A 26,440-nucleotide genomic window follows, 5' to 3' on the forward strand; every position below is an offset into this window, starting at 1 on the left:
TGCTATTTCACTTAATTATCTCAGACAAAATGTCAATGATTCTATTAAGTACGCCCAAATAATATTTGGTCAAAATTTCAAAGAACTATGTTCCAATATTAGAACTTAACAGCCCTGCTCTCTGAAGGAGAGGGGCTGGGGGTGAGGTTATTATACATTGATTATCAATAAATTAGATACTTACGGGTAATCAGTAGGACTTAATTCCCTCGCTAGGGATAGAGACGTTAAAACTACTCAACCATTTTATTATTCACCTTTACATTTTTCAAGGTAAAGCCTTTCACTACGCTTTTGTCAATCGAAGCATTTTTACTTTCTACAGTAAAGTTTTCAAAACTAAAGTTCGATAACTTGTCATATTCCGAAATGGCTACGTCGTAGAAAATATCACATTTTACTTCAATGTTTTTCAAGCTTATATGGTCTGAATACGAAAGAGGTACATCTTTACGCCCTTGTAAATCAAAAAATTGTTTCCAAGGTTTTACAAACAACAAACTATGGGCTTGTCCTTTGATGTTCTCTAAGCTGATATATTCATAAAGCTGTGGCGTGTCTGGTCGCATCTTTAGCCATAATATGCGTGTGGCTTCACTGACATGACAGTTTCGCATGATAATATTACGGTTGTGGATAGCCTCGCTCCCACAGGTAAGTGCCGAATGACAAAAACCAAATTCGCAATCTTCGATGATAATATTAGTGTTGGCGCCGTTGTTTGGCACACGGTCAGCCCACGGACCTTTGCCACCTTTCAAGGCAATGGCATCATCATTTACCGACATATAACAGCCTTTGATAAGCACATTATTACAAACATCAATATCGATGGCATCCGTACTAGGGGCTTTTACGGGTTGATAAGGCGAGAAAATATGAACATCCAATACTTTCACATTATTGCATTGATAGTAGTGGCTCGTCCAGAAACCTGAATTATGAAGTTTAACATCTTGTACCTGTACATTATTAGATTTCCAGATGAAAACCAGTCGAGGGCGAGAAACCTCTAAGTTGGTACAATTAGGATTCTCTTTACGCCTAGCCCAGAAAGCCTCCCAGTAGTGTAAGCCATTGCCATCAATCGTTCCTTTTCCAGCAATCGTAAACCCATCTACTTGATAAGCATTTACCAAGGCTGTAAAATAATCTAAACTTTGTCCTTCCATTCTTGAAGGCAGTTTAGGATAGTCAGCGATATTATCTGACCCTTTTAATACTGCTCCTTCAGATACATACAAATGCGTTTTGGGCTTAAAAAACAAAGCACCACTCATAAATGTCCCTTTCGGAATGATGATTACACCTCCGCCCTTTTGGGCTGCTAAATCAATCGTTTGCTGAATAAGCTCCGTTTGTACGAGCGTACTATCTTGCTTAACGCCAAAATCGGTAATCACATACGCTTTGCCAAGCTGTGCGAGCGTTACTTTTTTGTTAGTTGTAAACCAGCTTGATATTGGGCTACCATCGGGGAAAGTAGCTTTAGCTGTTTTTTGTGCGACCATTTGCGTGCATCCCAAAAGCGAACACGCCAGTATTAGAATCAGTTTTTTCATGTTAAATATTTATGGATTAACCATCCGCATGATTTAAAACTGCAACTTGACACGATTTAGTGATTCTTCCATCCTGTTCCTTAGGGTATAGTAACAACAAGCTAAGAGGATTTTCGCTCAAACATTAAATTGGGTTGTTTCTATTAATACTATTATGCTTTAAGAACAATAGCAACAGGATAATATTCCGAGTATTTATCAATTATTTATACCGAAAGGCTGTTTGAATCACGAAAAACAATATATTTGGGTACATTAACGTATATGTTAAATTTTATACAAAATCCATAATATATAATACAATTTTAATGAAACTTATCGTGGTTCGCTACCTTATTTAAAATGATTAAACCTTGTGTCATAAGTATAAATTGTATGAAAAATTATGCACTTAAAATGTTATTTTAATATAAAAATAAATACAGCACTCATAGTGTTTGTTTTCCCCTTCTGTCAGCTTTGTCATGCACAATCTAGTGAACTCATGAAGCTACAAAAATCTTTGCCTACGATAAGTGATAGTTTAAGATATGTAAATACATTGAATAGGATTGCTACGTTGTTGTATGAAAAAAACATCGATAGTACGTTTTACTACACCAAAAAGGCTAGTGAAATAGCTAATAGACTAAAGTATGCAAAAGGCCAAGCAGATGTATTGAATAACCTCGGCATCTTTTATTTTATCAAGGGGAATATACAGCTAGGGTTACGCTATTTTAATGAAGGGAATATTCATTACAGAAAGCTTCAAGATTCTTCCAACATTGTCCAAACGTTAATGAATATCGCCATTCTTTATGAGGTAATGGGACGAGAAAAGAAGTCGTCCACTAATTATAATTTGGCACTGGAATTGGGCAAAAAAATAAGTCATGATTCTATTTTTTCATTGGTTATCTATAACTACATCATCAAATACCCCAATAAATTCAGTAAAGACTCGCTCAACTATTACCTTAACAAAGGCAGAAACATTGCTGCAAAGTATAGAGACAAACGTATACTGTTGGCGTATGACCAATTGACGGCTGATAATTATATTAAAAATAATCAGTTTGATAAAGGCATGGCTTTATTAAAACAGGCTAATGACGATGCGTTAAAAAATAATCTCTCGAATGTCTCCGTCATTATCTTGACTGATATGGGTGACCAGATGTATCAACGGGATAAGTTAACCGCCATACAATACTATAAACAAGGACTTACCATTGCGATTCAGAAAGGCTATTTAGTTGATAGTGAGCTACTCACAAGAAAATTAGCCGCTACTTATGCTGAACTAAAAGATTATTATAATGCCTATTTATTTAGCAAGCAATACCAAAAAATCAATGACAAAATAGATGCACAAGAAAACCTATTTGGCATTGACTATCAAGATTTTGCAGCCAAAGAGCAACAGCTAGAATCATCAAACCTGTTGGCAAAGTACCAATCTAGGCTATTGATATTAGCTATCGTGATCAGTGTGATGGCTATCGTGATGATGATTATATTATGGCGTAGTTGGAAGAGTACACAAAAGTCCAGAGAGGCCCTCAGACTACAGTTTCAGCATGCAGAAGTAACGATGCATGATTTAGAGACGATGAATAAAAACTATGCACGCCTTATCAAAATTGTGGCACATGACCTCCGAAATCCAATTGGAGCGGTTGGTGTGATGACTTCGATGCTCGCCGAAAAAGAAATGGATGAAGACGATAGCGAGCTAATAGCGCTAATACAGACGTCTATCAATAATAGCCTAAACTTAATTAATGATTTACTAAAAACTGATTTTGAGCAAAAGCATGACATCCATAAAGAAGAAACATCCTTTGATGGCTTACTGAATGAATGTGTGCAATTACTCCGCTTTAAGGCAAAAGACAAGCGTCAGCAATTGATTTTTAATACGGATACGAATATTAAAATGAATATTGATAGGGACAAAATATCGAGGGTGATTAATAACCTAGTGGTGAATGCCATCAAATTCAGTCCAGAAGGAAGCAATATTTATATTACTACCAAAGTAACGGAAAGTGGCACACTTACTACTGTAAAAGATGCAGGAATAGGCATACCCGTAAAAATGCAGGATAAAGTATTTGACCCTTTTACGTCGGCAAAGCGAAAAGGAACGGGAGGCGAACAACCATTTGGTTTAGGGTTGTATATCAGTAAACAAATTATTGAAGCACATCATGGTAAGATTTGGCTAAAAAGCGAACCTGATAAAGGGACGGAGTTTTTTGTGGAATTGCCGTTTGGGAGGTGATTGTTGTGATAGGGTAAATTATACCAAATATATTTACTACCAATACTATTAAATGACAGTCTATTTATATTTTTTATCTCTGATTAATCTAATGTTATTAAACTCGGGAAATACATGAATATCTTCCTCTGGAATAATTCCTCTACGAATCCAGTTCGTTACTAAAGACTCTTCTGCAATTTCATATTTGTTGCAATAGTTTTTGATAGTAAGCCAATCACTCAACTCAATTACTTTACCCTCTGACAGCATAAAGTTCTTTGCTTCTTCAATAAGTGCCTTAGCTTGGCTAAGAACATCATCCGTATGGGCATTAATAATTTGTACCATAGCTTTAAAGGAGATTTTTACCCCTTTTTCTAGTTTTTAAGTTCTTCAATAATTTGGTTAATTTTCAGAATTGAATCAAGATACTCGTTGATTTCATCGTTTGTAAGGTTTTCAATTTCTTCCTCTAACCTTTTCTTGAGATTCGCTTTTGACTCCTCAAGCACTTCAATCATGTGTTCTTTCATATCCTAATTTGCAATACAAATAAACTATGTGTTCGGTTAGCAAACAAACAGTTTAATATATTTTAATCTAATAGGTAAATATTCTTCGCCCTTGTTGGTATTTTTACGGGGCCTCCTAGACCAAAATAGGCTGAAATTCCAGAACTACAAACATGAGTTCATTAAATCTCTTTTTAAATTTATATACTCACAGAAGGTATTAAAAAGTTTACAGGAATATTTAACCCTTTACTAAGGCGACTTATCATCTGTACTGTAAGCTCTTGTTTACGGTTCATTATCTTTGATACTTTCGTTTTATCTCCGATATAGGGAATTAAATCTACTTGCTTTAAATTCTGTTGTTCCATTTTATACTGCAAATATGCGATAGGATCACTGGCTTGCATAGGAACGTGTATTTCTTCATATGCTTCTATCAATGAAATAAGCATTTCCAACTCTTGTCCTTGATCGCTGTCTTTGCTAGGCTTTAATTTCATCAATGTACGAACTTTGCTCAATGCTAGTTGATGATATTTATTATCTATTATATTATCCATTGTATTCAATTTTAGTAACGTCTATTTTATCGCCATTGTTGGTATTTTTAACGGGGGTCTCCTAGACCAACGAGCTAAGAATAAGCAACCTACCAACTTTATAGTTTGATTTTATTTTTTCTTTGGAGCGTTGCTTACGCTCGTGTTGTTGGTGAAAAAAACACCAACAATGGCGGCATAAAGCATGCCTATCAAATATTGATTTGACTACTATTCCATGCCATGCTTGGAATCGAACTTAATAAGTATCAATGTCTAAACGGCTTTTCTTCTTTGTTCTCGAATATAAAGCTATTGGTTGTTAAGTATATGTGCAAAAGGATTTGTGGGGGCTTGGAACAACGAGGGAGTTGTTTTTTCACAGTGTTCGTAATATGTATTCTGCTTTGTCTTTCATGTATGGTACTTCTACTTTATAGTATCTGTCGTAATCTGGATATAACACAATTAAATACATATTTGAAACTTTAAGTCCATAGTTTTTTTCAAGGATGTATTTGTACAAACTTTGTTGTAAGCAATAACGATTATAGCTTGTGTCGTCAATATCTGCCAATTGTCCAACACCCTTTTGCCATTGATTATTTTTTATTGGTTCTCCATTGAAAGAGTTGATAACTTTTTTACTTCTCTTCCAATCATACATTTCGTAACCATTTCCATTTCTAGAAATTAGGTCGATTGTTCCCGCAATATGATGATGCTCATCAAATATTCTCCATTCTGTTCTATATGGTTTAATATGGTTATTTTCTTTTACGAAACTTTCAAACAAATGAAACTCCTCGGTTTTTTCATATTCCTGTTCCAAATAGAAATTCTCAATTTGTTCGTGAAGATATGTTCCTTTAGTAGCAGCTTCTATTCCTCTTTTATTCCAAATTCCTACAATTTCTTCAACATCTTTACCATAAAGTTCGTTATTTGGATTTAGTCGACTTGCCGCTGAATATCCATCAAATTCTGGAAAAAATTTTCCAATAATTGTACTTGCTGATGGTGCTGGTGCGTTGTCAATTGTATAAACATGAGGTTCAGGATAAAATTTAATTCTTAGGTCTCTTGGATGAGCATTTTCATCATTAAAACCAATTGATTTTTTATTATTAACTTCTCCAATAAAAGTCGGCTTAACTAATTTTTCCTCTTTGAGTTCTTGTTCGTCAAAATCTCTTTCAATAGTTTCAGTTTGCTCTTCAATAGATTGAAAGGTATGATTAAGATATTGTTCTCTATATTTTGCTTTTTCCCACTTTTGGGCTTGTACAATGTCCCAAAGTTTTTCAACCTGTAATAATGGTTGTTTTAACAATTGGCTTGGTATTTCATATTTTGGAATTGCTGACTTTATTGTTTCTGCTATATATCGCAAACAGTCATCTTCTTGCAAATGAACTTGATATTCTGAAAACCGAATAACTATCCAACCTCTATCGACAAAATAAATGTCTCGATTAACATCTTCGCCTTTGCAATGTGTGGGCTGTCGAGTTATTCCTGCATAGGGTTCGTCAATTTCAATATCTATTCTAATGTTTGTATTTGACTTGTCAATAATCGCTATGTCAGGTTCAAAAGGTCGTGTTTCTTTACCTGTGTTTAGTCTTGCGTTTCCTAAAACTTTAAAGTCTTTTCCAAAATATTGTTCAATAGATTTTTGAAACGACTCTTCTTTAAATCCTCTACGTTTTGTGTTTCCTAATCTAAAGCTTCTTATTACAGTTCCTTTTTTCGGAAAGCGAAAAACTGGATATGAATTGGTCGTTTGAACTTTCGATATGTCATAATTAACAAAGACAACTTCGTCTTTAGATTTTGTTGTTTCAATTTTGGCTTGAGGAAGTTGTTCTTCTGATTTTGGTTTAGATTTTGGCTTAACCTCAAAAGCTTCAACTTTGGGAATTACCTTTTCTTGTTTAGTTTCTGTAGGTTTTGAATAAATAAGTTTTGGTTCATTTATTTTTATATCACTTTTAACAGGTGTGTCGGTATAAACTTTAGGTTGTGGTTTTTCTAAAATGGATTTTTCTTTATGTGTTTCAAGTTTTGGTTTCGCAGCTTTTTTTTCTACTGTGACAGTCGAAAGGGTTCTTTTATTTTCTTCTTGTTCAATTTTTGCTTTTTGTTTTTTCTTTGAAAGTCTCCAAATGGCAAATATGATTAAGGATATCCCAATAAAAATAGCAGTCCAAAATCTCAATGGATGTGTTGTCTTTAATTCAATTAAAAGTCGGTATATTTCTTCCATTATTTTGTTTATTTATAATTTCATTCTACAATGAGGCACAACTTTTTAATATGCGAAATTTTTGTCGTACTTTTTCTATTGTTGGTGGTTTCATATTCTAATCTACCCATTCCCAAATACAATCAAAAATATTTAATCCACCAATCACAAAAAACTTATTATACGGTAAATGTTCTTGATATAATTCAAATTATGTCATTAGTAAATTGATTATTGCTAAAAGCGTTTTGTACATAAGCAATTGCAAAGTGAACATAGCCAGTAGTGATTTGTGCATATGCATTTGCAAAGTGATATTAACCAGTGAAGACTTGTGATTAAGCAATAGCAAAAAGCTACTCATGGCATGACTTTGAGTCATGCCATGAGTGACATTTTATGATTATCTAAAATATTTTATCCAAAAGGCTTTCGTTAATAACTCGGTATGCGTCTTCATAGAATTGTTGTCTATCTTCCGAAATATTGATAAACGTATTTGCCAGCTCTCGATTTACCAACTTGCCATTTCTTAATCCTATATAGTCTTTAAAGGATGAAAACTCCCAATCTTCCATTTTTTTTACTAATCCAGCTTTCATTGGATTTTGATGGATATAATGAAAACATGTAGTAGTATATCTGTTTGGTAGTACTTCTGAGTTGTCCACTAAGACTTTAGAACAAGTATTTTGGGTAAATAATGACCCTGTTCTGTTCTTTTGTTTGTTAATTGCTCTTGTATAAGAGCGTAAAATTATCTGGATGCCTTTACTTAAATCTTTACTGTCTTTATCAGGAGGTATGTAAATCAAAAAATGGAAGTGATTTGGCATTAAACACCAAGCTATAATTTCGGAATGAGGTTTAACGTATTCTTTAACTTTCTCTAAGAAATAGAGGTAATTATCTCTATCAAAGAATAAGGTCTGTTTATTATTCCCTCTATTGTAAATATGGAATAATTCATTAGGGTAGAGTTTCATTTTTGTGAGGTTTATCTTTTACAATATTTTCTCAGTGAAAGTTACTTTTACTCATGGCATGACTCAAAGTCATGCCATGAGTATTTCCAAGTCTTTATTTACCAATACAAAACTTAGAAAATATATTCGCCAACAAGTCATCCGTAGTGATTTGACCTGTTATTTCGCCTAGGTGGTGTAGGGCAAAGCGGATGTCTTGGGCTAGGAAATCGCCTGTGATGCTTTGGTCTAGGCCTTGCAACACGTTTTCTAATGCTCCGTTGGTTTGTAATAAATGTTGATAGTGGCGTAGGTTGGTCACTACGGTATCTCCCGATTTTATTTCTCTGGTTTTTACTTTTCTGACCAGTGTATCTTTCAAAGTGTCTATGTTTTTATTCTCAGACGCTGAAATCCAAAGAATGTCTGGATAGGTGGTATCAAAAGCTGATTTTTTATCAGGCGATAATTTATCTACTTTATTGCCTACTAATAGATAAGGGGCGTTGAATTCCGAAATCTGCTGGGCAATTTCTGAAAGCTGAATTTCTGAAGCATCGAATAAATAGACAATCAAACTGGCTTTATCCATTTGTTGTAAGGTACGCTCTACTCCTATAGCCTCGATGGTATCAGTAGTTTTGCGTAAACCTGCGGTATCTATCAATCGGAATCGGATGCCTTCTATAAAAAGCTCGTCTTCAATCACATCACGGGTAGTTCCTGCAATGTCTGATACGATTGCTTTTTCTTCGTTCAATAGACGATTCAACAAGGTCGATTTTCCTGCATTTGGTTTTCCTGCAATAACCGTCGGTACGCCATTTTTGATGACATTCCCCATCTCGAAACTATCAATCAGTGGAATCAGTACTTTCTGAATCTTAAAGATTAATTGACGCAAATCGTCACGGTCGGCAAATTCTACGTCTTCTTCACCAAAGTCTAACTCTAGTTCTATCAAAGACGCAAAATGAATCAGGGCTTCTCTGAGTTGTGCGATTTGTTTTGAAAATCCTCCTCTGATTTGATTGATGGCTGTCTGATGCGAGGCTTCTGAATCTGAGGCTATCAAATCGGCCACGGCTTCGGCTTGGGCAAGGTCTAATTGTCCGTTCAGGAATGCACGTTGTGTGTATTCACCTGGATTCGCCAGTCTAGCGCCTTCACGCAGTAATAGTTTAAGGATTTTCTGGATAATGAAGTCGGAACCATGACAAGAAATTTCGATGGTATCTTCACGGGTATAAGATGAGGGGGCTTTGAAAAGCGAGACCAATACTTCGTCAACAATGGTGTCGTTGTCTCTGATAGTACCGAAATGTATGGTATGCGAAAGCTGTTTGTCTAGGTTTTTACCTTTGAATATTTTATTGACAATCGGGAAGGTTTCTGGGCCAGAAACACGAATTACGCCAATAGCTCCGATGCCTTGCGGAGTGGCTAAGGCACAAATTGTATCTTGATTAAACATGAATTTGTAACACGATTTGATTTTGCGACGTCCCGCAATCGTGGATTGAATGAGTTCGGTAACGATAGCGAGACGCCGCCTCGTACCAAATCGTGCTACAAATTTAAAACAAATCCTTCAATTTCATGGCAATACCCATATCACCTGAGATTTTTAGTTTACCAAACATAAAGGCGGTCATCGGATTCAAATCGCCTGTCATTAAGCCTTGTAAGTCTTTTAGGCTTACGCCAATGGTGCAGTCTGCGGCTTCGTCGGCATTACTTACGCTTCCGTCTGCTCCAATAAAAATACTTCCTGCATCGGTTGCAAATTTAATAGATGAGCCTAGTCCTCCTTTGGCGGCTGCCAAATTGGTGATTTTTTGTGTTAGTTCTTCAAAAGTCATGTTGCTGAGATTGATTATATTTTTAATATTGATTAAGACTTTTCTATTCTTAAAAGCCTTACTTTTCTTCACTAAGCGTATCTGTTAAAAATAAGATTTCTGTTCTTAGCGTCCTTACTTTTCTTGTCTTGATACAAGAAAAGTAACAAAAGAAAATCAAGAATTTATAAACTCGCTATCGCTCAAACAGTATAAATTCATTAAATGCTGACGCAAATGCAAAAAGAGAACATTGTAAAAAAGCTAATAGCTCAAAGCTGATGACTCATAGCTGATGACTGATAGCTCAAAGCTCACTGCTCATAGCTATCTATCTACGAAATCGTTTCTTTGAATACTCTTAATGTTGCGTCCCACGCTTTTTTGGCTACTTCTGCGTTATAGCGAGTGGGTGCGGTGTCGTTATTGAATGCGTGTTGTGCGCCTTCGTAAACGTATAATTCGTATTTCGTTCCTGCTGCCTTTAGGGCTGTTTCATAGGCTGGAATGCCTGCGTTGATACGCTCGTCTAGTCCGCCGTAATGTAATAACAATTTGGCTTTTATTTTTGGTACATCAGCCGCTTCTGGTTGGCGACCATAATAGGCTACTGCTGAATTAAGCGTTGGTGAATTAACCGCTAATTGATTAGCCAAGCCTCCGCCCCAACAAAAACCTACACAACTGGTTTTGCCATTGCTTTTTGGTAAAGCCTTTAGGTAATCAAAGCCTTTTAAAAAGTTATTGGTATTTTTAGCAGCATCTAATTTACTGAATAAATTACGTGCTTCATCTTCGTTTTCGGGTGTTCCTCCTAAAGGCGAAAGGGCATCTACTGCCAAAGCGTAATAGCCTGCTTTTGCTACCCTGCGTGCCACGTCTTTGGTATGAGGATTGAGTCCGCGATTTTCGTGAATGACAATCACAGAACCAATTTTCCCTTTTATTTTTTTGGGTTGTGCTAAATACGCTTTCATCGTACAGCCATCACCTTCGTAAGTAATATCTGATGTTTCGATATCGTCGTCGTTTTCAGGGATAGTAGCTGCGTGAGCATAATTTACTTCTAGTAGCGGTAATACCGACAAAGCGGCTACCGTACTCCCTGTTAACTTAACAAGGCGTTTAAGGAAATCCTCACGCGTCAAAGGTTTGTGCGTGTACTCGTCAAAAAGGTTAATAATTTCTTGGTTCATAGTTATTGTTGTTGTTTAGTTGTGAGCTATGAGCTATGAGCGTTTTTTCTATCTATTAAATCCTACCTTATCACTCAAAAGTTTATAAATACCTGATATTCAATCCTTATCACTAGCGGGTGACTTAAGTCACCCGCTAGTGATAAGGATTGAAAGCTTGATTTGAAGGGTTATTCTACACCATTTAAATCAATAATTACATATTTATGCTAACTTTTAAGACTCTTAAAAAATGCGGCTAATCAATAGCCTTTAAATCTAATGCTCATGACATTAATCGAAAACCAAAGTCTAAAGCTCATTACTCATTGCTTATAGCTCAAAACTAATACAATTACTTTAAAAATTCTATGTTTCTTTTTAGTCCTGCATACTTTGTTCTTTTCAAAGGTGACTTTTTAAAGATGGTTTGAAATACCTCTTCGGTGATTTCCTCCCAATCGCTTTTCGTAAAATTAGCTAAGTCGGGATGAAGATTAAATTGGGGTTCTTGATGTGGTTTTGAAAAACGATTCCACGGACAAACATCCTGACAAATATCACAACCAAAAAACCAGTTTTCAAATTTATGCTGTGCCTCTATGGGTATTGCCTCTTTTAGCTCAATGGTATAATAACTGATACATTTCGAGCCGTTTACTACATAAGGTTCGACGATGGCATCCGTCGGACAAGCATCTATACAACGTGTACACGTACCACAGTAGTCTTTTACGGGGCCATCAGGCTCTAACGGTAAATCCAAAATCAGCTCTGCGATAAAGAAGAAACTGCCTTGGTTTTTATTGATAATATTACTGTTTTTACCAATCCAACCTATACCCCCTTTTTTTGCCCAAGCTTTATCCATGACAGGGGCAGAATCTACAAAAGCTCTCCCTCCTACTTCCCCAATTTCTTCTTGAATATAGGCTAAAAAAGTTTGTAGTTTCTCTTTTACCACAAAATGATAGTCTTTGCCATAAGCATATTTAGATAGTTTTAAATCATTTATACCTTCGGGCAGTCTTTCGGCAGGATAATAATTAAAGAGTAAGGAAACCACCGACTTGGCATCATCTACCAATAGTCGTGGGTCTAGCCTTTTGTCAAAGTGGTTTTCCATGTACTGCATCTTGCCATGCTGATTGGCTTTTAACCAATTCTCTAGTCTAGGAGCTTCCTCCTCCAAAAACCCTGCTGCTGAAATACCACAAAAGTCAAAGCCCAATTCTTTGGCTTTTTGTTTTATTAAAAACGAATATTGGGCTTTGTTAATCATTTATTATGTAAGCAATATAATACAAGCAATGTTTTTATTTATCTTAAATACCTGATAATTAATAACTTGAGATACTAATCTAATCACCAATCACTATTTACGAATTACTTAAGTTAAGCAATTTTTACAGAAGTCATCGTTAAAGAACCACCCACAGGCACATCATTAAAGAAACTTACTTCCTCGTTCTTTTCTTGCATTCCTAAAATATACAATAATGGATAGTAATGGTCTGGCGTTGGTATGGCCAATTTAGCAGCCTCGCCCATACTTTCATAATTTATTAAAGGTTTATGATTGTTCTCAGCAATATTCTTTTTGAATTTCTCATTCATTTCTATCGTCCAATCATAGCCATAAGCCCCGTCTATTCTCCGAAAATCTACCATGCGTAAATTATGTACCATGTTGCCACTACCTATAATCAATACGCCTTTACGACGCAAAACTGCCAATTCCTGTGCCAATTCATAATGATATTGCGGCGACTGGTGATAATCAATACTTAATTGTAATACTGGAATGTTGGCTTTTGGATAAATATGGCGAATGATAGTCCAAGTACCATGATCCAAACCCCATTCGTGGTCTAAATGCACCTCCGTTTTAGTAATCAATTTTTTAGTTTCTTCTGCTACTGCCAAACTACCTTTGGCTGGATATTGCACATCAAACAGTGCTTGCGGGAATCCGCCAAAATCATGAATGGTTCTGGGCTTTTCCATTGCTGTTACAAAAGTACCTCTTGTAAGCCAATGTGCCGAAATAACAATTATGGCGGTAGGCTCTGGAAAATCATTGGCCAAAGTTGCCCATTGTTGACTAAATTGATTATTTTCGATGCCATTCATGGGTGAGCCATGACCAATAAAAAATAATGGCGTTTTTTGTGCTTGTTTGGATAGCTGATCTGAAAATGCTTTTAATGTTCCTAATGCTGACATCGCTAATACCCCAGTAGAGGCTTTTATAAATTCTTTTCGTTTCATTGCTCTAAAATACTATATTTATGCAACGGATAGCTTGATTAGTAAGTTCAAAGAGTAACTTAGCAGGAAAATTGATAAGTAATTTTACTCATTTTTTAACATATTTTGTGATATTTATCATTTTCAGAATTTTCTTTGGGAAAACAATTTTGACACGCAGTATTATTTTTTTAAATTAGGGTAATAACAACTAATAAATTATCAAAAGCCTATGAATTTTAGTTTTGACAACTACCAAACCGAAGGCTTCTTCGATGAAATGTTTGATGCACAAGGTAATGTGCGTATGGGGTACGAAGCATTCAAGGAACGGGTAGAACAGTTAAAGATTGAGGAGTTTATTCGTCGCCACCAAGCAGCAGAACGCTCTTTAATGGCAATGGGTATTACTTTCAATGTTTATTCGGAAAATGAAGGAACAGAACGCATCATGCCTGTTGATATTATCCCCCGAGTAATAGAAGCGGATGACTGGAAAAAAACCGAGAAAGGTTTGATACAACGCATTACGGCATTGAATATGTTTTTGGATGATATTTATCATGACCAAAAAATATTGAAAGACGGCATCGTTCCCCGTGAATTGATTGAAACTTCAAAAGACTTTTTACGCCCTTGCGTTGGTATTCGTCCACCAAAAGGCATTTATATCCACATTACGGGAACAGATTTGATTCGTGGCGACGATGGTAAGTTTATGGTATTGGAAGACAACCTCCGCTGTCCGTCGGGTGTTTCTTATATGCTCGAAAATAGAGAACTGCTAAAACGTACCTTCCCTGAAGTATTGGGCAAAACCAGAGTACAGTCAATCTCAGACTATCCAAACAAATTGTTGCAGATGTTACAACACATCAGCGACAGACCAAACCCTACGGTTTGTGTACTGACTCCGGGTATTTATAATTCAGCTTATTTTGAGCACTCTTATTTGGCTCAACAAATGGGTGTTGAATTGGTAGATTCACGCGATTTAGTAGTGCATGATGGTTATGTGAAAATGCGTACTACTAAGGGATTCCAAATTGTCGATGTTATTTATCGCAGAATTGACGATACTTTCTTAGACCCTAAGGCGTTTAATCCAGATTCTTTAATTGGTATTCCGGGTATTTTTGATGTGTATAAAAAAGGTAGAATTGCCTTAGCGAATGCCCCAGGAACAGGCGTGGCAGATGACAAAGTAATTTATGCATATGTACCAAGAATCATCAAATATTATTTAGGCGAAGACCCAATCATCCCGAATGTGGAAACCTTTATTTGTGGTGAAGAAGATGATTGTAAATATGTATTAGAAAATATTGAGAAACTGGTAGTAAAAGAAGCTAACGAAGCAGGTGGATACGGTATGTTAATCGGCCCTAAATCTACGAAAGCAGAACAAGAAATCTTTAAAGCACGTATCAAAGCAAATCCTAGAAATTATATTGCTCAACCTACGATTTCACTGTCAAGAGTACCTTGTTTGATTGATGATCATTCAGAAGGCAGACACGTTGACTTACGTCCATACATTCTTTATGGAGACGGCGTAAAAGTGATTCCGGGTGGATTGACTCGTGTAGCTTTACGCAAAGGTTCATTGGTAGTTAATTCATCGCAAGGTGGGGGGTCTAAGGATACTTGGGTATTGTATTGATGGGTTGATTTTTAACTTTAAAGGTTGGCAAATTTATGGATTTGCCAACCTTTAATTTTTATGAAGCATTATCTTGATGTTTTACTTAAATCGTATTTGTAAATTTAATTTAAAAAACCATTCTCCATTTTCCTCATATATTTCTCCAAAGTCATGCCTAGAACTACTAGCAGTATCAAGTTTTGTGTTAGCAAACAAATAGTCTTCAAACTTATTTCTGTTGTATATATGATAGCATAAAACATCTCCGTCAGTCTTAACAACGAGATAGCCTCCCGTCGCATCATATTGCCCAGACCATACTTTTGAAGGCATCATCCCCAAAGCGATATCCACAAGAAACCTTTTTATTTTATATTCATAAAATAAATGTTTATTGGTCACATCAAATCCTAAAGGGTTCATTTCTTCCGTGATTTTTGTTAAATCCTTTATTGTTGAATAATTGGAGGTATAGAATTGGAATAGTACAGTGGATAAAATTTTCGGTAACAAACTATCAATAAGAATTAGGTTATTACTAAAAATAGGCTTTTGTAATTTTATAAATTCAAGATACCCACCTTTAGAATAAATAGCTGTTATTCTATCTTTAATTTTACTTTTTGATGATATGCTATTAACTTCTTCTATGTCTGACTCATTTAGCAAAGTACCCACAATTTTAAAAATAAAATTAGTCGTTTCTCCTGCGTTCAAAAGTGTGGCAGGATTTCCAAGCTTTGACTTTATGCTAAACCCTAATGATGGTTGAAGCCCAGTTATCTGATCATGAACCATAATAGTAATATCTGTTTTTGCAGAAGAACTAGCCTTTAAAGAGAAACAGTTTATACTTTCCATGAACTCTTCAATCTCAGGAATTGAGAAACTTCCTTCATTATTTTTTATTTGTTCAAGAAGGTATTTTGCATTTTCTTTAAATTCAGAGACTGGTACACGAAAAACTTCTTCATTGCCAGATATAATGATTATATTATCCTCAATAGCATACTCAAAATTACCATTGGCTTCTGTTCGAAGAATTTTAATAATAGGATATATAAAGTTCCTAATCTTATTTATTTCACTATCCCCAGCACAAAGCTCTCCATCACCTAATAGTTTGAACAAAGCGTATATCTCACTCCACTCTCCTTTATTTCCCCTAATCATTTTTATTGGATTCCTATTAGTTTTAAAATTTCAATTGCTGTAGCTTGAATCGCTGGAACAGCAACGGAGTTACCAAATTGCTTGTAGGCAGAAGCATCCGCTACTGGTATTAAATAGTTGTCAGGGAAGCCCTGTAATCTTGCCCATTCACGTGGTGTCATTTTACGAATCCCCTCTCTATTAACCTCTCCCTTTATATGTGTAGTAGGTGTAAAGTCTGTAATTCTATTATCAATAACCAAATTTCTTTCACGTCCCATTCCTCCAACTACTATTGCATTACTTACACCATCATCAGGTATTATTGCAAACCCAAATCCATTCCCCTTACTTTCATGTCTTGCCTTATGATTATATAAGGTTTGTAAATATTGTTTAGATAAATAATACTTAGTAGGTACTACATTTTTTTCTTTAACCTCAGAAAAGGGTATTTTCATTTTAGTTGGCTTAGGGTATTCAAATTTTTCGATTCCTAAATCATTCCTAAATCCAACTATGTATATCCGTTCTCTATTTTGTGGAACTCCAAAATCTTTAGCATTAATAATTTCAGGTTCAGGAACAAAATAACCTAAATCATTTCTAAGTACATTAAGAATGGTTGCTAATGTTTTTCCTCCATTATGGTTTCGTAAACCCTTTACATTTTCTAAGAAAATTGCTTTAGGCTGCTTTCTTTTGATGATTTCAGCAACATCAAAAAACAACGTACCTCTTGTATCTTCAAATCCTCCTCGTCTTCCTGCAATAGAAAATGCTTGGCATGGAAACCCCGCACAAAGCAAATCAAAACCATCAGGAATATAACGTTTAGTTTCTTCTTTGGTTATATCTCCAAATGGTGTTTCTCCAAAATTTGCTTTGTAAGTTCTTTTGGCTTCTTTATCCCACTCACTCGTAAATACGCATTTACCTCCTACGTTTTGCATAGCTAGTCTAAAACCACCAATTCCAGCAAATAAATCTATAAACTTAAATTTGGGACTTAAAGTATGCGGAAAAGGAATCTCAAATGTATTAAACACACCATATTGAATAGCCTCTTCTACTACCAAATTTGTTATTTTTTCATTTGGATACGAGAATTCAAGAATATCTTTAGCATATTCAATAGCATCTTCCTTATAAAATTTGGATACCCCATTTTTACTATTGTTCAAATAATGAGACAACACAGCTTCTCTATTTTCGTTAGATTGTATTCTTTTACTCTTCCCCCATTTTTTTTCAATCTCCTCTAGTAATATTTTTTCTTTAAAATCCATTATTATTTATTGTTAACCTTAGCACTATACAAAGGTAGTAAATTCAAATACAGAACAGTAAATGACTATCAATGTTTTTCTTGCCTCTTTTTATCTGAATACTAGCGTTCAACGATTAGTATTAATACCCCTCAACATTATAGATTCAAGGCAAAACAAGAAGCACTGCAAGGAAATAAAAATCCTATTTTTCTATTGAAGCTGTTTAAACTTTCCGTTTCTGAGGTGAAAGTATTGTATTTTTGAATTGATTTTTTCAACATTTGCGAAGCATAGCATCGCTACGTTGAGTAAATTTTGGAACAAGCTATGCTAAAAGACTTAGTTTAACCCGAAAGGAAAAGTTTAAACAGCTTCATTATAAAGGACAATTAACGATACGCTAATTGTGGAGCTTTAATTTATTCAATAAACATTTGAATCCTTTTGATTCTTTGGTAGATTTGAGTAAACTGAACCTTATCTATCATCCCTATGAAAAAAAACATCTTATTCATCTGTTTAATCATTGCTTTTACTTCCATTTCATCCTTTGCTCAGGTAAACAAAACACTGTTGGATAGTCTTACTATCGCTATTGAACATGGGGCATATCCTAATATTGATGGTATGGTGGTTTCACAAAAAGGGAAATTAATCTATGAAAAATATTTTAATGGATTGACGCAGTCTAGCTTACATGATACTCGCTCGTCTTTCAAGTCTATCACAGGACTACTTGTCGGCATCGCCATTGACAAAGGCTATATAAAGAGTGTTGATGATAAGGTATATTCATTTTTCCCTGAATACAAAAATTTTAATAACTGGGATAGTAGAAAAGAAAGCATGACAATCCAGCACCTTTTAGCAATGAAATCGGGGTTTGATTGTGAAGAATGGGATGGTGCTAAAGATTGCGAGGATGAAATGGCGGAGACGAATGATTGGGTAAAGTTTTCACTTGATTTACCCATGTTACATCCTTCTGGGACGCATTGGGCTTATACGTCATGCAATACAATGATACTCGGAGGTATAGTTTCCAATGCCTCAAAAATGTCTATTATAACATTCGCTGACAAATTTCTTTTTCAACCTTTAGGGATTAAAAATTATCGCTGGACAAAAGACCCTGCTGGACATGGAATGACCGCAGGGTCATTTTATATATTGCCAACGGATATGGCTAAAATTGGAGAATTGGTACTGAACAAAGGGCTGTATAAAGGCAAAAGGATTGTTTCTGAAAAATGGATAAAGGAGGCTACCCAGCCAATTACTAAGATTGAAAATTTCTCAAACGTAAGTATCTCAAAAGCTAAATCTGCGATACCGCAACCTACCTTTTATGGCTACACTTGGTATAATGAAGCAATCAAAACTGATAAAATCAGCCACAATGTAATATTTGCATCAGGCAACGGTGGGCAATATATTATGGTAATACCAGACCTAGCCTTGGTGGTAGCCTTTACAGGCAATAGTTACAACTCTTCCAAATCAAAACTACCTTTTGAAATATTAATAAAATACATACTTCCGTATTTTGAAGGGAAATGAGTTCTTGTTTTTACTCATGGCATGACTTAACAATCTATTCGATAATTAACAGACAAATGTTTAGTCATGCCATGAGATTATTAGAAGGCTAAAATTCACGCTATTTTTCAATCAACGTTTTAAATTCTTGAAGAGATAGAACTCGTACTTTTGGAAAGGGAGTATTCTCCAAAACTCTAAAATGTTTATCATTGGTAATAATATAGTCGGCATTTGAAGCGATGGCAATATCCACGAACTTATTATCGTCAGGGTCTTCTTCTATTAATTGCCATTTGTAAAAAGCCTCTATTTGTTCGGTAAACGGTAAATTTAACAACTCTTCTAAAACAATTTCAGCAAAATATTCTGAATAAAACCAAGCTAGTTTTTCTTCATATTCTTTGATAATTTCGTTGGATATTATCAAAGTAATTTCTGCATTGCGGAGTTTTTCATACAACCACCTTTCTGATGAGCGTTTCGGAACAATTGCCAATAAGATATTGGTATCTATCAAGATTCTCATTTATAAGGAGTTCTTAAATGAGTGTTCAATAATTCATCAATATTTTGTTGGCTCATATTATTTTCCTCCCATAGTTTTTCAGATTCAGCATCTACTTTTTGGGCGTAATAATTTGATAGTAATGCCTTTATTGCTATTAAATCTTGCTCATTCATTGGGCGAGAAAACATTTTGAGCAAATGTAATTGCACTTCGTTGAGCTTTGTTGATTGATTAATTGATGCCATCCTATTTGTTTTTTTACAAATTTAAATATTTTGGAAGATGAATTTCGCTTTCATTGTATTTTTCTCCAAATTAAGCGTTTACTCATGGACTTTTCACTCATGGCATGACTAACAGTTAATCTGTTTATTATCAAATAGCTTGTTTAGTCATGCCATGAATTTGCCACCCAATCTCACTACCGTATCCTACTTCCCTCCTCTTCTACATTATTTGTTTTACTACGACTACGAACTGTACTACCAAAGCTTCTGGAGTAACTTAATTTAAAAATCCTTGCATAGGCCGTCTCGTCCATATAATGCACTTTATTATTTTCTATAAATACGACTGGTGTAACTACGCCTACTTCGGTATAAATATTCATTGATTTAAAAATATCCGTAATCGCCAATTGTATCGTTCCTCTATCTTTATCTAGCTTTTTGGCTATGCCCAAATTCATTACGCCAAAACCTTTTATCATATTGGGGCCATCAAATTGGTTTGTATTATGCCATCCTGTAATTTCTACTTCGATATTTTGGGGCAGACTTACGCTCTGATTCAAGAAATAATTATGGAACAAATATGCCTTTTCAGCAACTTGAGGGGTATATCCAACTTTGTATTTACGATAAGCCGTTGTCCCCCCTATCGTTATTTTCCACCAACTAAAAAGCTGGATTGGCACATTGGTCGTGAGGCTAACGCTATTCATGAAATCCAGATTTTGTGGAGATAATATAAATATATCTTTGGCGGCAGTTGTACTTAATTGATAACGAATGATTGGATTTACTTCCTGTTGAATACCTAACCCAACGCTTATATTTTTATGGGTAAAAGTGGTTTTGAAGGCATTGGTAATACTCGGTTTTAGCAATGGATTGCCTGTAAAAACCGAACTAGGGTCATTATAAAATAAGCCTGAAATCAAGTCATTGTAAGCGGGTCTGCTGATGCGACGCGAAAGACTCACTACGTAACTACTATTTTCAGCTATTTTATGGGTAAAATTCAAAGAAGGGAAGAATTGAGAATAGGTGTTTGTCTGATGGTTAATATCTCTAGCCCAATATTCATATCTCAAACCCGTAGTGAAAGATATTTTAGGGCTTAGGGTAAAATCAAACGAAGTATAAGCAGCCAGAATACTTTCGTTACTAATAATAGTGCTTTGAGAACGACTATCCAACACCCAAACGTCATGCTCCTTTTTCTCTACCTTACTATTATTTGTATTGCTAGAATAACTCCCTTTGATGCCTGTTTCAACATTTATTTTATCAGTCAACTTCGTCGAAAAATCACCTTTTAATACGCCAATATTCAATTCAGAAAGGCCTTCGCCTCGGTTACCTTCTGTAAAAACTGAATCCGATGGTTTGATGACATTCCCTGCTTTATCATAATAGCTACTATTAATCAACGATGGACTATTGTTTCTGAAATACCAATAACTGGCATCAATATTCAGTTTAGATTTTATGGATAATTGTTTTTCTAAAAATGCGGAAGATTGTACATTTTGCCCAAGATTATTCCCTAATGAATTTATCTTCATGGCAAAGTAGTTTCCCGATTGAAAATCATAAAAACCATCACTTTGAACATTTGGTTTTGTAGTTGAATGTAAATAGGTTATGCTCCCTCCCACTAATGTTTTAGGGTTCAGTCTGTGGTCAAATCCCAGCGAAAGATTATGACTATTTTTTAAGTTAACTGTAGCACTATAAAAACTACTGGTATAAGCTCCACCCAAAGCAGGGAAATTCAATGCACCAAATGCCTGCCAACTTGACTTAGCCTCGTCGTGTAACATCGAGTAAGAAGCGTAGTAATTGGAGTTTTTAGTGCCATGTGACAAATTAATAGAAGCAGATGCTTTCTCTCCGAACCCATAGCCTAACGTTGAAGAAAAACTGAGTTTTGTCCCTTCATATTCATTTTTCTTTAAGACAATATTGATTAGTCCTGCCCCACCTTCGGCATCATATTGGGCAGTTGGCGACGTAATGATTTCTATTTTATCAATATTATCAGCATTCATGCCATTGAGCATCGCCATTACTTCCGTCAACGACAAGCGAACTGTTCGTCCATTAATCATCACAGCTACGCCACTTTGTCCGTTTAAACTAAAGCTATTATTTCGGTAGTCGATAATTACCCCCGGTAATCGTTCTAACACCTGTAGGGCAGAACTCCCTTTGGTCATTAAACTACTCTGAACATTTATCACCTGTCCAACTGGCGTGGTCTGAATCAAATTCTTTTTGGTGCTTACCACGACTTCGTTCAGTGCATTGATATTCTCGACCATTTGTAAAACGCCAATATCCAACGCTTCGTTTTGTAGAGATACGGTAATGGGTTTTGTAATCATAGACTGATAACCTACACTACTCACGCCTATTAAAAAGACGCCTTCCTTTACTAAGGGCAATGAAAACACGCCTTTTTCATCCGTATATGTTCCTTTTAGGATAAGAGTATCGCTTGCTTGATATAATACAACGTTTACAAAAGGGATGGCTTCATTGGTTTTATTAATTATTTTACCAGTAATTTGTCCGTAAGTAGTTGTTGCGATTAAAATGGCAATAATTAAAAGTAAGGCATTGGTTTTCATTGGCTTGTCATTTTGATTGTTAGTCAAAACAACAGCACATTTCCAAGATAAAATAATGTGATTGACAAGTCTTAGATTTGTATTGACCAAATGCAGAAAACCCTTATAATCAGGTTAAATAGCCATTATTGCATCTTGTCATTTTACTGATGTCGTTCGTCAATATGGATAGGTTATTATTGAGCATCAACGTATTTTGCAAGCTATTCTCTTTCATAAAATGTTCAATAACAAGGCTAATATCTTTTCAAAGAACAGTTGGTTTATTAAATATAAACTATACCACATCCCTTTTTGGTTTTTATACCACATCGCTTGGTGGACGCTTACTATCCGTAATTTTAGTGCTGTAGCCAATAATTTATTGAGTAGTGCCTACTCTATCAAATTCTTGTTTTATGTAGTCTTTCAAGCCATTGCGGTTTATTTCAATTTGTTTTACCTGATTCCTCATTACCTTCAAAAAGGCAAGTATGGACTGTATATTTTATTTTTATTACTCGTTGTACTCAGTACTTCGTGGTTTATTGTCGCGGGTTATTATACCAGTGCTTATCTTTCTGATTTTACCTTCAAGGAGCTTTATCAAAAAGAACCCAGTGATTTTATGTTCTTTTTCCTGATCAATGCCCTACCGTCGACGATGGCGAGTACAACCCTTGCGATGAGTATCAAGCTGACCAAAAATTGGATTCAATCAGAACGCAAGCAACATGTATTAGAAAAAGAGAAATTGGAAACAGAATTGAAATACTTGAAATCGCAGTTCAATCCTCATTTTTTGTTCAATACCATTAATTCCATCTTTGTCTTGATTCATAAAAACCCAGACTTGGCATCTGAATCATTGGCTTCATTTTCAGATTTACTTCGTTATCAACTATACGAATGCAACGAAAACGAAATAGCCTTGGAAAAAGAATTGTTCTTTCTGAATAACTTTATTGAATTAGAAAGGCTGAGATTGGATGAAAAACAAACTGATTTAAAATTTGAAATCAACAATCATTCCGCTATCGGTCAAACCATCGAGCCTTTTATCTTGATGCCATTTGTTGAGAATGCGTTTAAACATGTTTCAAAAGGGAAAGGACAACAAAACTACATCAGCATGACGCTAGATATTGATAGTGAGATGGTTCATTTGATGATAGAAAATAGTTTTGTGGTGGCTCAGAAATCAGACAATGGCATGTATGAAAATAGTGGCATAGGGCTAAAAAACGTCATACGAAGACTTGATTTATTATATCCCAAGCATTACAAACTAGCTATTAACGAAACTACCGACAGGTATAAAGTGACGTTAAAGTTGGCATTGAATAAAAAGCAATCTCTAATCCCTCAAACAACCTTATGATGAAATTAACTTGTGTAATCGTAGACGACGAGCCTTTGGCCAGAGAAGGGCTAGCTAAATACGTAGAAGCCATCGACTATCTAACCTTAGTAGGAATGGCTGAAAACCCGTTAGAGTTAGATAAACTGCTAGAAAACGAAAACGTAGATTTGATATTTTTGGATATACAAATGCCATTTATGAGTGGGTTAGATTTCCTAAAAATTAAAAAAGACTTACCAATGGTGATTATCACCACGGCATATCAAAACTATGCGTTAGAGGGATTTCAATTTGATGTGATGGATTATTTACTAAAACCCATCACCTTCAATCGCTTTTTTAAAGCCGTTTCCAAAGCCCGTGAATATCAACAATATCGCAATCACAAAGCGGGCATGATAGAAGAAATTGACCGAAACGATTTCTTCTTTATCAAATGTGACAATAAGTTCGAGAAGATATTCATTAATGAAATACTCTTTATTCAAGCCTTAGAAAACTATGTTTTTATCCAAACCGAAACAAATAAATACATGACCTTGATTTCTTTAAAAGCGGTGGAAGAATATCTTGACAAAAAGCACTTTATCCAAGTCCATAAATCGTATATCATAGCAGTTTCAAAAATAAAGACAATTGAAAACAATGAAATATTCATACAAGGCTTCAAAATTCCATTGAGCAGAAGTTTCAAAGAACAGGTATTAGACAAAGTTTTGAAGGATAATTTGTTGAGGAAATAATTGCGATTAATAAAGGTCTGGCATCAATACTTTCTAAAATTATAAGCATCTAGAACGCCTATAATCAACAAACTTGTTGCATATTGTGCAAAAGACCATCATAAATAGACTGCTAGCATGAAACAGAAAGAAATTGTATATCATTCATTAGCTATTATTGCTTTTGTATTTTTGCCTGTTTTGTTGTACCCTCATCCGCCCGAAGCCGAAAATGTTCTTTTTGCGTCACCTACCATTCGGGATTTTATTGGCAATGCTTTGATGATGGCTTTCTTTTATATCAATTATTATTACTTCATTCCCAAAATCTATCTTGACAAAAAATACCTGATTTACGGTTGCTTACTGATAGCTTTTCTGTTGTTGATTAGCTGGTTTCCGTCTTTTGTTACGGGCAGATTTTTGCGTGAGGCTAATACTTTTCATCATGGAGCAATGCCACCTCCTCCCATGTCAGGACATTTTCCTGCCCATTTCCCACCCAAACCAAGCGAAGGTACTTTTCTTGAGGAAATCAAGCATCATATTTTTGTATATGGTATCGTTGTGCTTTTTTCCATTTTATTGCATACACGCAACCGTTTACTGAAGACAGAAAATGAAAAATTACAAGCTGAACTCTCTAACCTAAAAGCTCAGATTCATCCCCATTTTTTGTTCAATACGTTGAATAGTATTTATGCGTTGGCGATTCGGAAAGATGATAAAACGCCCGAAACAATCATCAAACTTTCGGAGTTTATGCGCTATCTGCTGAAAGATGCTAATCAACATCAAGTTGCTTTGGAAAAGGAAGTTACCTATATCGAAAACTATATAGATTTACAAAAGTCACGTTTAAGAAATAGCGTTGCTATTGATTATTGGCGTACTGGCAATTTCAACGACAAGCAAATTGCGCCACTTTTGTTGTTCAATTACATCGAAAATGCCTTTAAACATGGCGTAAACCCCGAAGAAAACTCAAAAATTAGCATAAAAATTATCCTTGTAGACCAACACCTGAGTTTAGAAGTAAAGAATAATATTGTTACGCAAAAAAACAATGAAAATTCGTTGAATATCGGAATGCCCAATACACAAGAAAGACTAGACCTCTTGTATCCTAAAAAATACAGCCTAGCTATTCAGAAAACGGCAGAAACTTATACTGTGCTACTTGATATACTATTAACATGATAAGAGCTATCGCTTTAGATGACGAACAACCTGCTTTAGAAATTATCGATTTCTTTTGTAGCCAAATAGCAGGAATTGAATTACTGAAAACTTTCACCAAAAGTGCCGAAGCCAGATTGTATTTAGAAGAACATCCAGTCGAGTTGATATTCTTAGATATTAATATGCCTGCCATTTCGGGCATAGATTTTTTCAGAAATATTCCTCATGAAATCATGGTCATTTTCACAACTGCTTTTAGTGAATATGCCGTTGAAGGTTTTGAATTGAAAGCCATTGATTATTTATTAAAACCATTTACGCTCCAACGTTTCCAACAAGCAACCCAAAAAGCCATTGATTTACAGCAATTTTACCTTCAAAATCAACAGCAATATTTGTATTTCAAGGTCGACTATGGTTTAGTGAAAGTATTCGTATCAGACATTATTTTTATTGAAGGATTAGACAATTACCTTAAAATTCATCTACTTAACCAAAAACCATTGATAGTAAGAATGACGATGAAAGCTTGTCTTGAAAATCTTTCTAACAATCAATTCGTCAGAGTGCATCGCTCTTTTATTGTGGCAATAAAGCACATCCAATTTGTTAGAAATAAAATGATTTTTATTTCCAAAGAAACAACTTTACCGCTTGGGAATAGCTATGAAGAGGGCTTTTTTAACATTTATGGGAAGTAGGAATCATAAGTTTTGAGTTGTGAGCTGTGAGTTTTGAGCTCTTATCGGTGATGAATTTTAAAATAAAGATTAAGACAATAATCTATTTTCACCACAACATTTCCCCTATTCACCACAACAAAGCAATATTCATACGGAAATATGTGTAATTCTTTTGTAGAAATACAAACAA

23 protein-coding genes are annotated in these 26,440 nt (G+C 35.1%); 7 read left to right on the forward strand and 16 right to left on the reverse strand.

Annotation, left to right across the window (positions count from 1 at the left end; translation table 11 throughout):
- Window positions 1-233: 233 nt before the first annotated feature.
- Entirely contained in the window at window positions 234-1,562 is a 1,329-nt protein-coding gene (locus tag VB264_RS16130) for a rhamnogalacturonidase (protein WP_323250836.1), read from the reverse strand.
- A gap of 484 nt (window positions 1,563-2,046) precedes the next feature.
- Between VB264_RS16130 and VB264_RS16135 the strand changes: the two genes are divergently transcribed.
- Window positions 2,047-3,831, forward strand: coding sequence for a tetratricopeptide repeat-containing sensor histidine kinase (locus tag VB264_RS16135; RefSeq protein WP_323250838.1), 1,785 nt, complete (start codon window positions 2,047-2,049; stop codon window positions 3,829-3,831).
- A 60-nt stretch (window positions 3,832-3,891) separates the two neighbouring features.
- On the opposite strand, the gene VB264_RS16140 is transcribed toward VB264_RS16135, so the two are convergent.
- From VB264_RS16140 to ygiD, 10 genes are all read right to left on the reverse strand, one after another.
- Window positions 3,892-4,161, reverse strand: a complete 270-nt coding sequence (locus VB264_RS16140) for a hypothetical protein (RefSeq protein WP_323250840.1) — start codon at window positions 4,159-4,161, stop codon at window positions 3,892-3,894.
- Window positions 4,162-4,190: 29 nt separating this feature from the next.
- A complete protein-coding gene (locus VB264_RS16145; RefSeq protein ID WP_323250842.1) occupies window positions 4,191-4,346 on the reverse strand; it encodes a hypothetical protein in 156 nt (51 codons plus the stop codon).
- Window positions 4,347-4,525: 179 nt separating this feature from the next.
- On the reverse strand, window positions 4,526-4,888 hold the full coding sequence (locus tag VB264_RS16150; protein ID WP_323250844.1) for a helix-turn-helix domain-containing protein: 363 nt from the start codon (window positions 4,886-4,888) through the stop codon (window positions 4,526-4,528).
- Between the two features lie 358 nt (window positions 4,889-5,246).
- On the reverse strand, window positions 5,247-7,136 hold the full coding sequence (locus VB264_RS16155; RefSeq protein WP_323250846.1) for a hypothetical protein: 1,890 nt from the start codon (window positions 7,134-7,136) through the stop codon (window positions 5,247-5,249).
- Window positions 7,137-7,522: 386 nt separating this feature from the next.
- Window positions 7,523-8,101: a transposase gene (locus VB264_RS16160; RefSeq protein WP_323250848.1), complete on the reverse strand. Its 579-nt coding sequence runs from the start codon at window positions 8,099-8,101 to the stop codon at window positions 7,523-7,525.
- Between the two features lie 94 nt (window positions 8,102-8,195).
- Complete coding sequence (gene mnmE, locus VB264_RS16165) at window positions 8,196-9,554, reverse strand: tRNA uridine-5-carboxymethylaminomethyl(34) synthesis GTPase MnmE (RefSeq protein ID WP_323250850.1); 1,359 nt, start codon at window positions 9,552-9,554, stop codon at window positions 8,196-8,198.
- 103 nt (window positions 9,555-9,657) lie between these two features.
- Window positions 9,658-9,942 carry an SCP2 sterol-binding domain-containing protein gene (locus VB264_RS16170; protein WP_323250852.1) on the reverse strand — a complete coding sequence of 95 codons (285 nt, stop codon included), beginning with the start codon at window positions 9,940-9,942 and terminating at the stop codon, window positions 9,658-9,660.
- 314 nt (window positions 9,943-10,256) lie between these two features.
- Window positions 10,257-11,117 carry a dienelactone hydrolase family protein gene (locus VB264_RS16175; protein WP_323250854.1) on the reverse strand — a complete coding sequence of 287 codons (861 nt, stop codon included), beginning with the start codon at window positions 11,115-11,117 and terminating at the stop codon, window positions 10,257-10,259.
- Window positions 11,118-11,451: 334 nt separating this feature from the next.
- The gene (queG, locus tag VB264_RS16180; RefSeq protein WP_323250856.1) at window positions 11,452-12,378 is read right to left on the reverse strand and encodes a tRNA epoxyqueuosine(34) reductase QueG; all 927 of its coding nucleotides are present in this window, start codon (window positions 12,376-12,378) and stop codon (window positions 11,452-11,454) included.
- 113 nt (window positions 12,379-12,491) lie between these two features.
- Window positions 12,492-13,322 carry a 4,5-DOPA-extradiol-dioxygenase gene (gene ygiD, locus VB264_RS16185; protein ID WP_456151982.1) on the reverse strand — a complete coding sequence of 277 codons (831 nt, stop codon included), beginning with the start codon at window positions 13,320-13,322 and terminating at the stop codon, window positions 12,492-12,494.
- A 256-nt stretch (window positions 13,323-13,578) separates the two neighbouring features.
- On the opposite strand from ygiD, the gene VB264_RS16190 reads away from it, so the two are divergent.
- The gene (locus VB264_RS16190) at window positions 13,579-15,009 is read left to right on the forward strand and encodes a circularly permuted type 2 ATP-grasp protein (RefSeq protein ID WP_323250860.1); all 1,431 of its coding nucleotides are present in this window, start codon (window positions 13,579-13,581) and stop codon (window positions 15,007-15,009) included.
- An 81-nt stretch (window positions 15,010-15,090) separates the two neighbouring features.
- Here VB264_RS16190 and VB264_RS16195 read toward each other — a convergent pair whose 3' ends face one another.
- Entirely contained in the window at window positions 15,091-16,164 is a 1,074-nt protein-coding gene (locus VB264_RS16195) for an HpaII family restriction endonuclease (protein ID WP_323250862.1), read from the reverse strand.
- Window positions 16,165-16,166: 2 nt separating this feature from the next.
- A complete protein-coding gene (locus VB264_RS16200; RefSeq protein ID WP_323250864.1) occupies window positions 16,167-17,432 on the reverse strand; it encodes a DNA cytosine methyltransferase in 1,266 nt (421 codons plus the stop codon).
- 474 nt (window positions 17,433-17,906) lie between these two features.
- Here VB264_RS16200 and VB264_RS16205 point away from each other — a divergent pair, with 474 nt between their 5' ends.
- Window positions 17,907-18,974, forward strand: a complete 1,068-nt coding sequence (locus VB264_RS16205) for a serine hydrolase domain-containing protein (protein WP_323250866.1) — start codon at window positions 17,907-17,909, stop codon at window positions 18,972-18,974.
- 100 nt (window positions 18,975-19,074) lie between these two features.
- Here the strand turns inward: VB264_RS16205 and VB264_RS16210 are convergent, their stop codons facing one another.
- From VB264_RS16210 to VB264_RS16220, 3 genes are all read right to left on the reverse strand, one after another.
- Window positions 19,075-19,482, reverse strand: a complete 408-nt coding sequence (locus VB264_RS16210) for a putative toxin-antitoxin system toxin component, PIN family (RefSeq protein ID WP_323250868.1) — start codon at window positions 19,480-19,482, stop codon at window positions 19,075-19,077.
- Window positions 19,479-19,709, reverse strand: coding sequence for a hypothetical protein (locus tag VB264_RS16215; RefSeq protein ID WP_323250870.1), 231 nt, complete (start codon window positions 19,707-19,709; stop codon window positions 19,479-19,481). Before VB264_RS16215 ends, VB264_RS16210 begins: the two co-directional genes overlap by 4 nt.
- Before the next feature lie 176 nt (window positions 19,710-19,885).
- Entirely contained in the window at window positions 19,886-22,321 is a 2,436-nt protein-coding gene (locus VB264_RS16220) for an outer membrane beta-barrel protein (RefSeq protein WP_323250872.1), read from the reverse strand.
- Between the two features lie 220 nt (window positions 22,322-22,541).
- Between VB264_RS16220 and VB264_RS16225 the strand changes: the two genes are divergently transcribed.
- From VB264_RS16225 to VB264_RS16240, 4 genes are all read left to right on the forward strand, one after another.
- The gene (locus VB264_RS16225) at window positions 22,542-23,681 is read left to right on the forward strand and encodes a sensor histidine kinase (RefSeq protein WP_323250874.1); all 1,140 of its coding nucleotides are present in this window, start codon (window positions 22,542-22,544) and stop codon (window positions 23,679-23,681) included.
- Complete coding sequence (locus VB264_RS16230; protein WP_323250876.1) at window positions 23,678-24,406, forward strand: LytR/AlgR family response regulator transcription factor; 729 nt, start codon at window positions 23,678-23,680, stop codon at window positions 24,404-24,406. Before VB264_RS16225 ends, VB264_RS16230 begins: the two co-directional genes overlap by 4 nt.
- 117 nt (window positions 24,407-24,523) lie before the next feature.
- Complete coding sequence (locus VB264_RS16235) at window positions 24,524-25,585, forward strand: sensor histidine kinase (RefSeq protein WP_323250878.1); 1,062 nt, start codon at window positions 24,524-24,526, stop codon at window positions 25,583-25,585.
- Window positions 25,582-26,268: a LytR/AlgR family response regulator transcription factor gene (locus VB264_RS16240; RefSeq protein ID WP_323250880.1), complete on the forward strand. Its 687-nt coding sequence runs from the start codon at window positions 25,582-25,584 to the stop codon at window positions 26,266-26,268. The genes VB264_RS16235 and VB264_RS16240 overlap by 4 nt, the downstream gene beginning before the upstream one ends.
- The last annotated feature ends 172 nt before the right edge of the window (window positions 26,269-26,440 follow it).

The organism is Arcicella aquatica, assembly GCF_034928825.1.
In the GTDB taxonomy this organism is placed as follows: domain Bacteria; phylum Bacteroidota; class Bacteroidia; order Cytophagales; family Spirosomataceae; genus Arcicella; species Arcicella aquatica.

What these genes read in the sequence shown, in the direction of transcription:
- VB264_RS16190 (WP_323250860.1), top strand. Translation starts at nt 13,579, where the DNA reads ATGAATTTTAGTTTTGACAACTACCAAACCGAAGGCTTCTTCGATGAA.
- VB264_RS16200 (WP_323250864.1), bottom strand. Translation starts at nt 17,432, where the DNA reads ATGGATTTTAAAGAAAAAATATTACTAGAGGAGATTGAAAAAAAATGG.
- VB264_RS16170 (WP_323250852.1), bottom strand. Translation starts at nt 9,942, where the DNA reads ATGACTTTTGAAGAACTAACACAAAAAATCACCAATTTGGCAGCCGCC.
- VB264_RS16155 (WP_323250846.1), bottom strand. Translation starts at nt 7,136, where the DNA reads ATGGAAGAAATATACCGACTTTTAATTGAATTAAAGACAACACATCCA.
- VB264_RS16225 (WP_323250874.1), top strand. Translation starts at nt 22,542, where the DNA reads ATGTTCAATAACAAGGCTAATATCTTTTCAAAGAACAGTTGGTTTATT.
- VB264_RS16230 (WP_323250876.1), top strand. Translation starts at nt 23,678, where the DNA reads ATGATGAAATTAACTTGTGTAATCGTAGACGACGAGCCTTTGGCCAGA.
- VB264_RS16205 (WP_323250866.1), top strand. Translation starts at nt 17,907, where the DNA reads ATGAAAAAAAACATCTTATTCATCTGTTTAATCATTGCTTTTACTTCC.
- VB264_RS16130 (WP_323250836.1), bottom strand. Translation starts at nt 1,562, where the DNA reads ATGAAAAAACTGATTCTAATACTGGCGTGTTCGCTTTTGGGATGCACG.
- ygiD (WP_456151982.1), bottom strand. Translation starts at nt 13,322, where the DNA reads ATGTCAGCATTAGGAACATTAAAAGCATTTTCAGATCAGCTATCCAAA.
- VB264_RS16160 (WP_323250848.1), bottom strand. Translation starts at nt 8,101, where the DNA reads ATGAAACTCTACCCTAATGAATTATTCCATATTTACAATAGAGGGAAT.
- VB264_RS16210 (WP_323250868.1), bottom strand. Translation starts at nt 19,482, where the DNA reads ATGAGAATCTTGATAGATACCAATATCTTATTGGCAATTGTTCCGAAA.
- VB264_RS16215 (WP_323250870.1), bottom strand. Translation starts at nt 19,709, where the DNA reads ATGGCATCAATTAATCAATCAACAAAGCTCAACGAAGTGCAATTACAT.
- VB264_RS16240 (WP_323250880.1), top strand. Translation starts at nt 25,582, where the DNA reads ATGATAAGAGCTATCGCTTTAGATGACGAACAACCTGCTTTAGAAATT.
- VB264_RS16235 (WP_323250878.1), top strand. Translation starts at nt 24,524, where the DNA reads ATGAAACAGAAAGAAATTGTATATCATTCATTAGCTATTATTGCTTTT.
- queG (WP_323250856.1), bottom strand. Translation starts at nt 12,378, where the DNA reads ATGATTAACAAAGCCCAATATTCGTTTTTAATAAAACAAAAAGCCAAA.
- VB264_RS16145 (WP_323250842.1), bottom strand. Translation starts at nt 4,346, where the DNA reads ATGAAAGAACACATGATTGAAGTGCTTGAGGAGTCAAAAGCGAATCTC.
- VB264_RS16220 (WP_323250872.1), bottom strand. Translation starts at nt 22,321, where the DNA reads ATGAAAACCAATGCCTTACTTTTAATTATTGCCATTTTAATCGCAACA.
- VB264_RS16175 (WP_323250854.1), bottom strand. Translation starts at nt 11,117, where the DNA reads ATGAACCAAGAAATTATTAACCTTTTTGACGAGTACACGCACAAACCT.
- mnmE (WP_323250850.1), bottom strand. Translation starts at nt 9,554, where the DNA reads ATGTTTAATCAAGATACAATTTGTGCCTTAGCCACTCCGCAAGGCATC.
- VB264_RS16150 (WP_323250844.1), bottom strand. Translation starts at nt 4,888, where the DNA reads ATGGATAATATAATAGATAATAAATATCATCAACTAGCATTGAGCAAA.
- VB264_RS16195 (WP_323250862.1), bottom strand. Translation starts at nt 16,164, where the DNA reads ATGATTAGGGGAAATAAAGGAGAGTGGAGTGAGATATACGCTTTGTTC.
- VB264_RS16140 (WP_323250840.1), bottom strand. Translation starts at nt 4,161, where the DNA reads ATGGTACAAATTATTAATGCCCATACGGATGATGTTCTTAGCCAAGCT.
- VB264_RS16135 (WP_323250838.1), top strand. Translation starts at nt 2,047, where the DNA reads ATGAAGCTACAAAAATCTTTGCCTACGATAAGTGATAGTTTAAGATAT.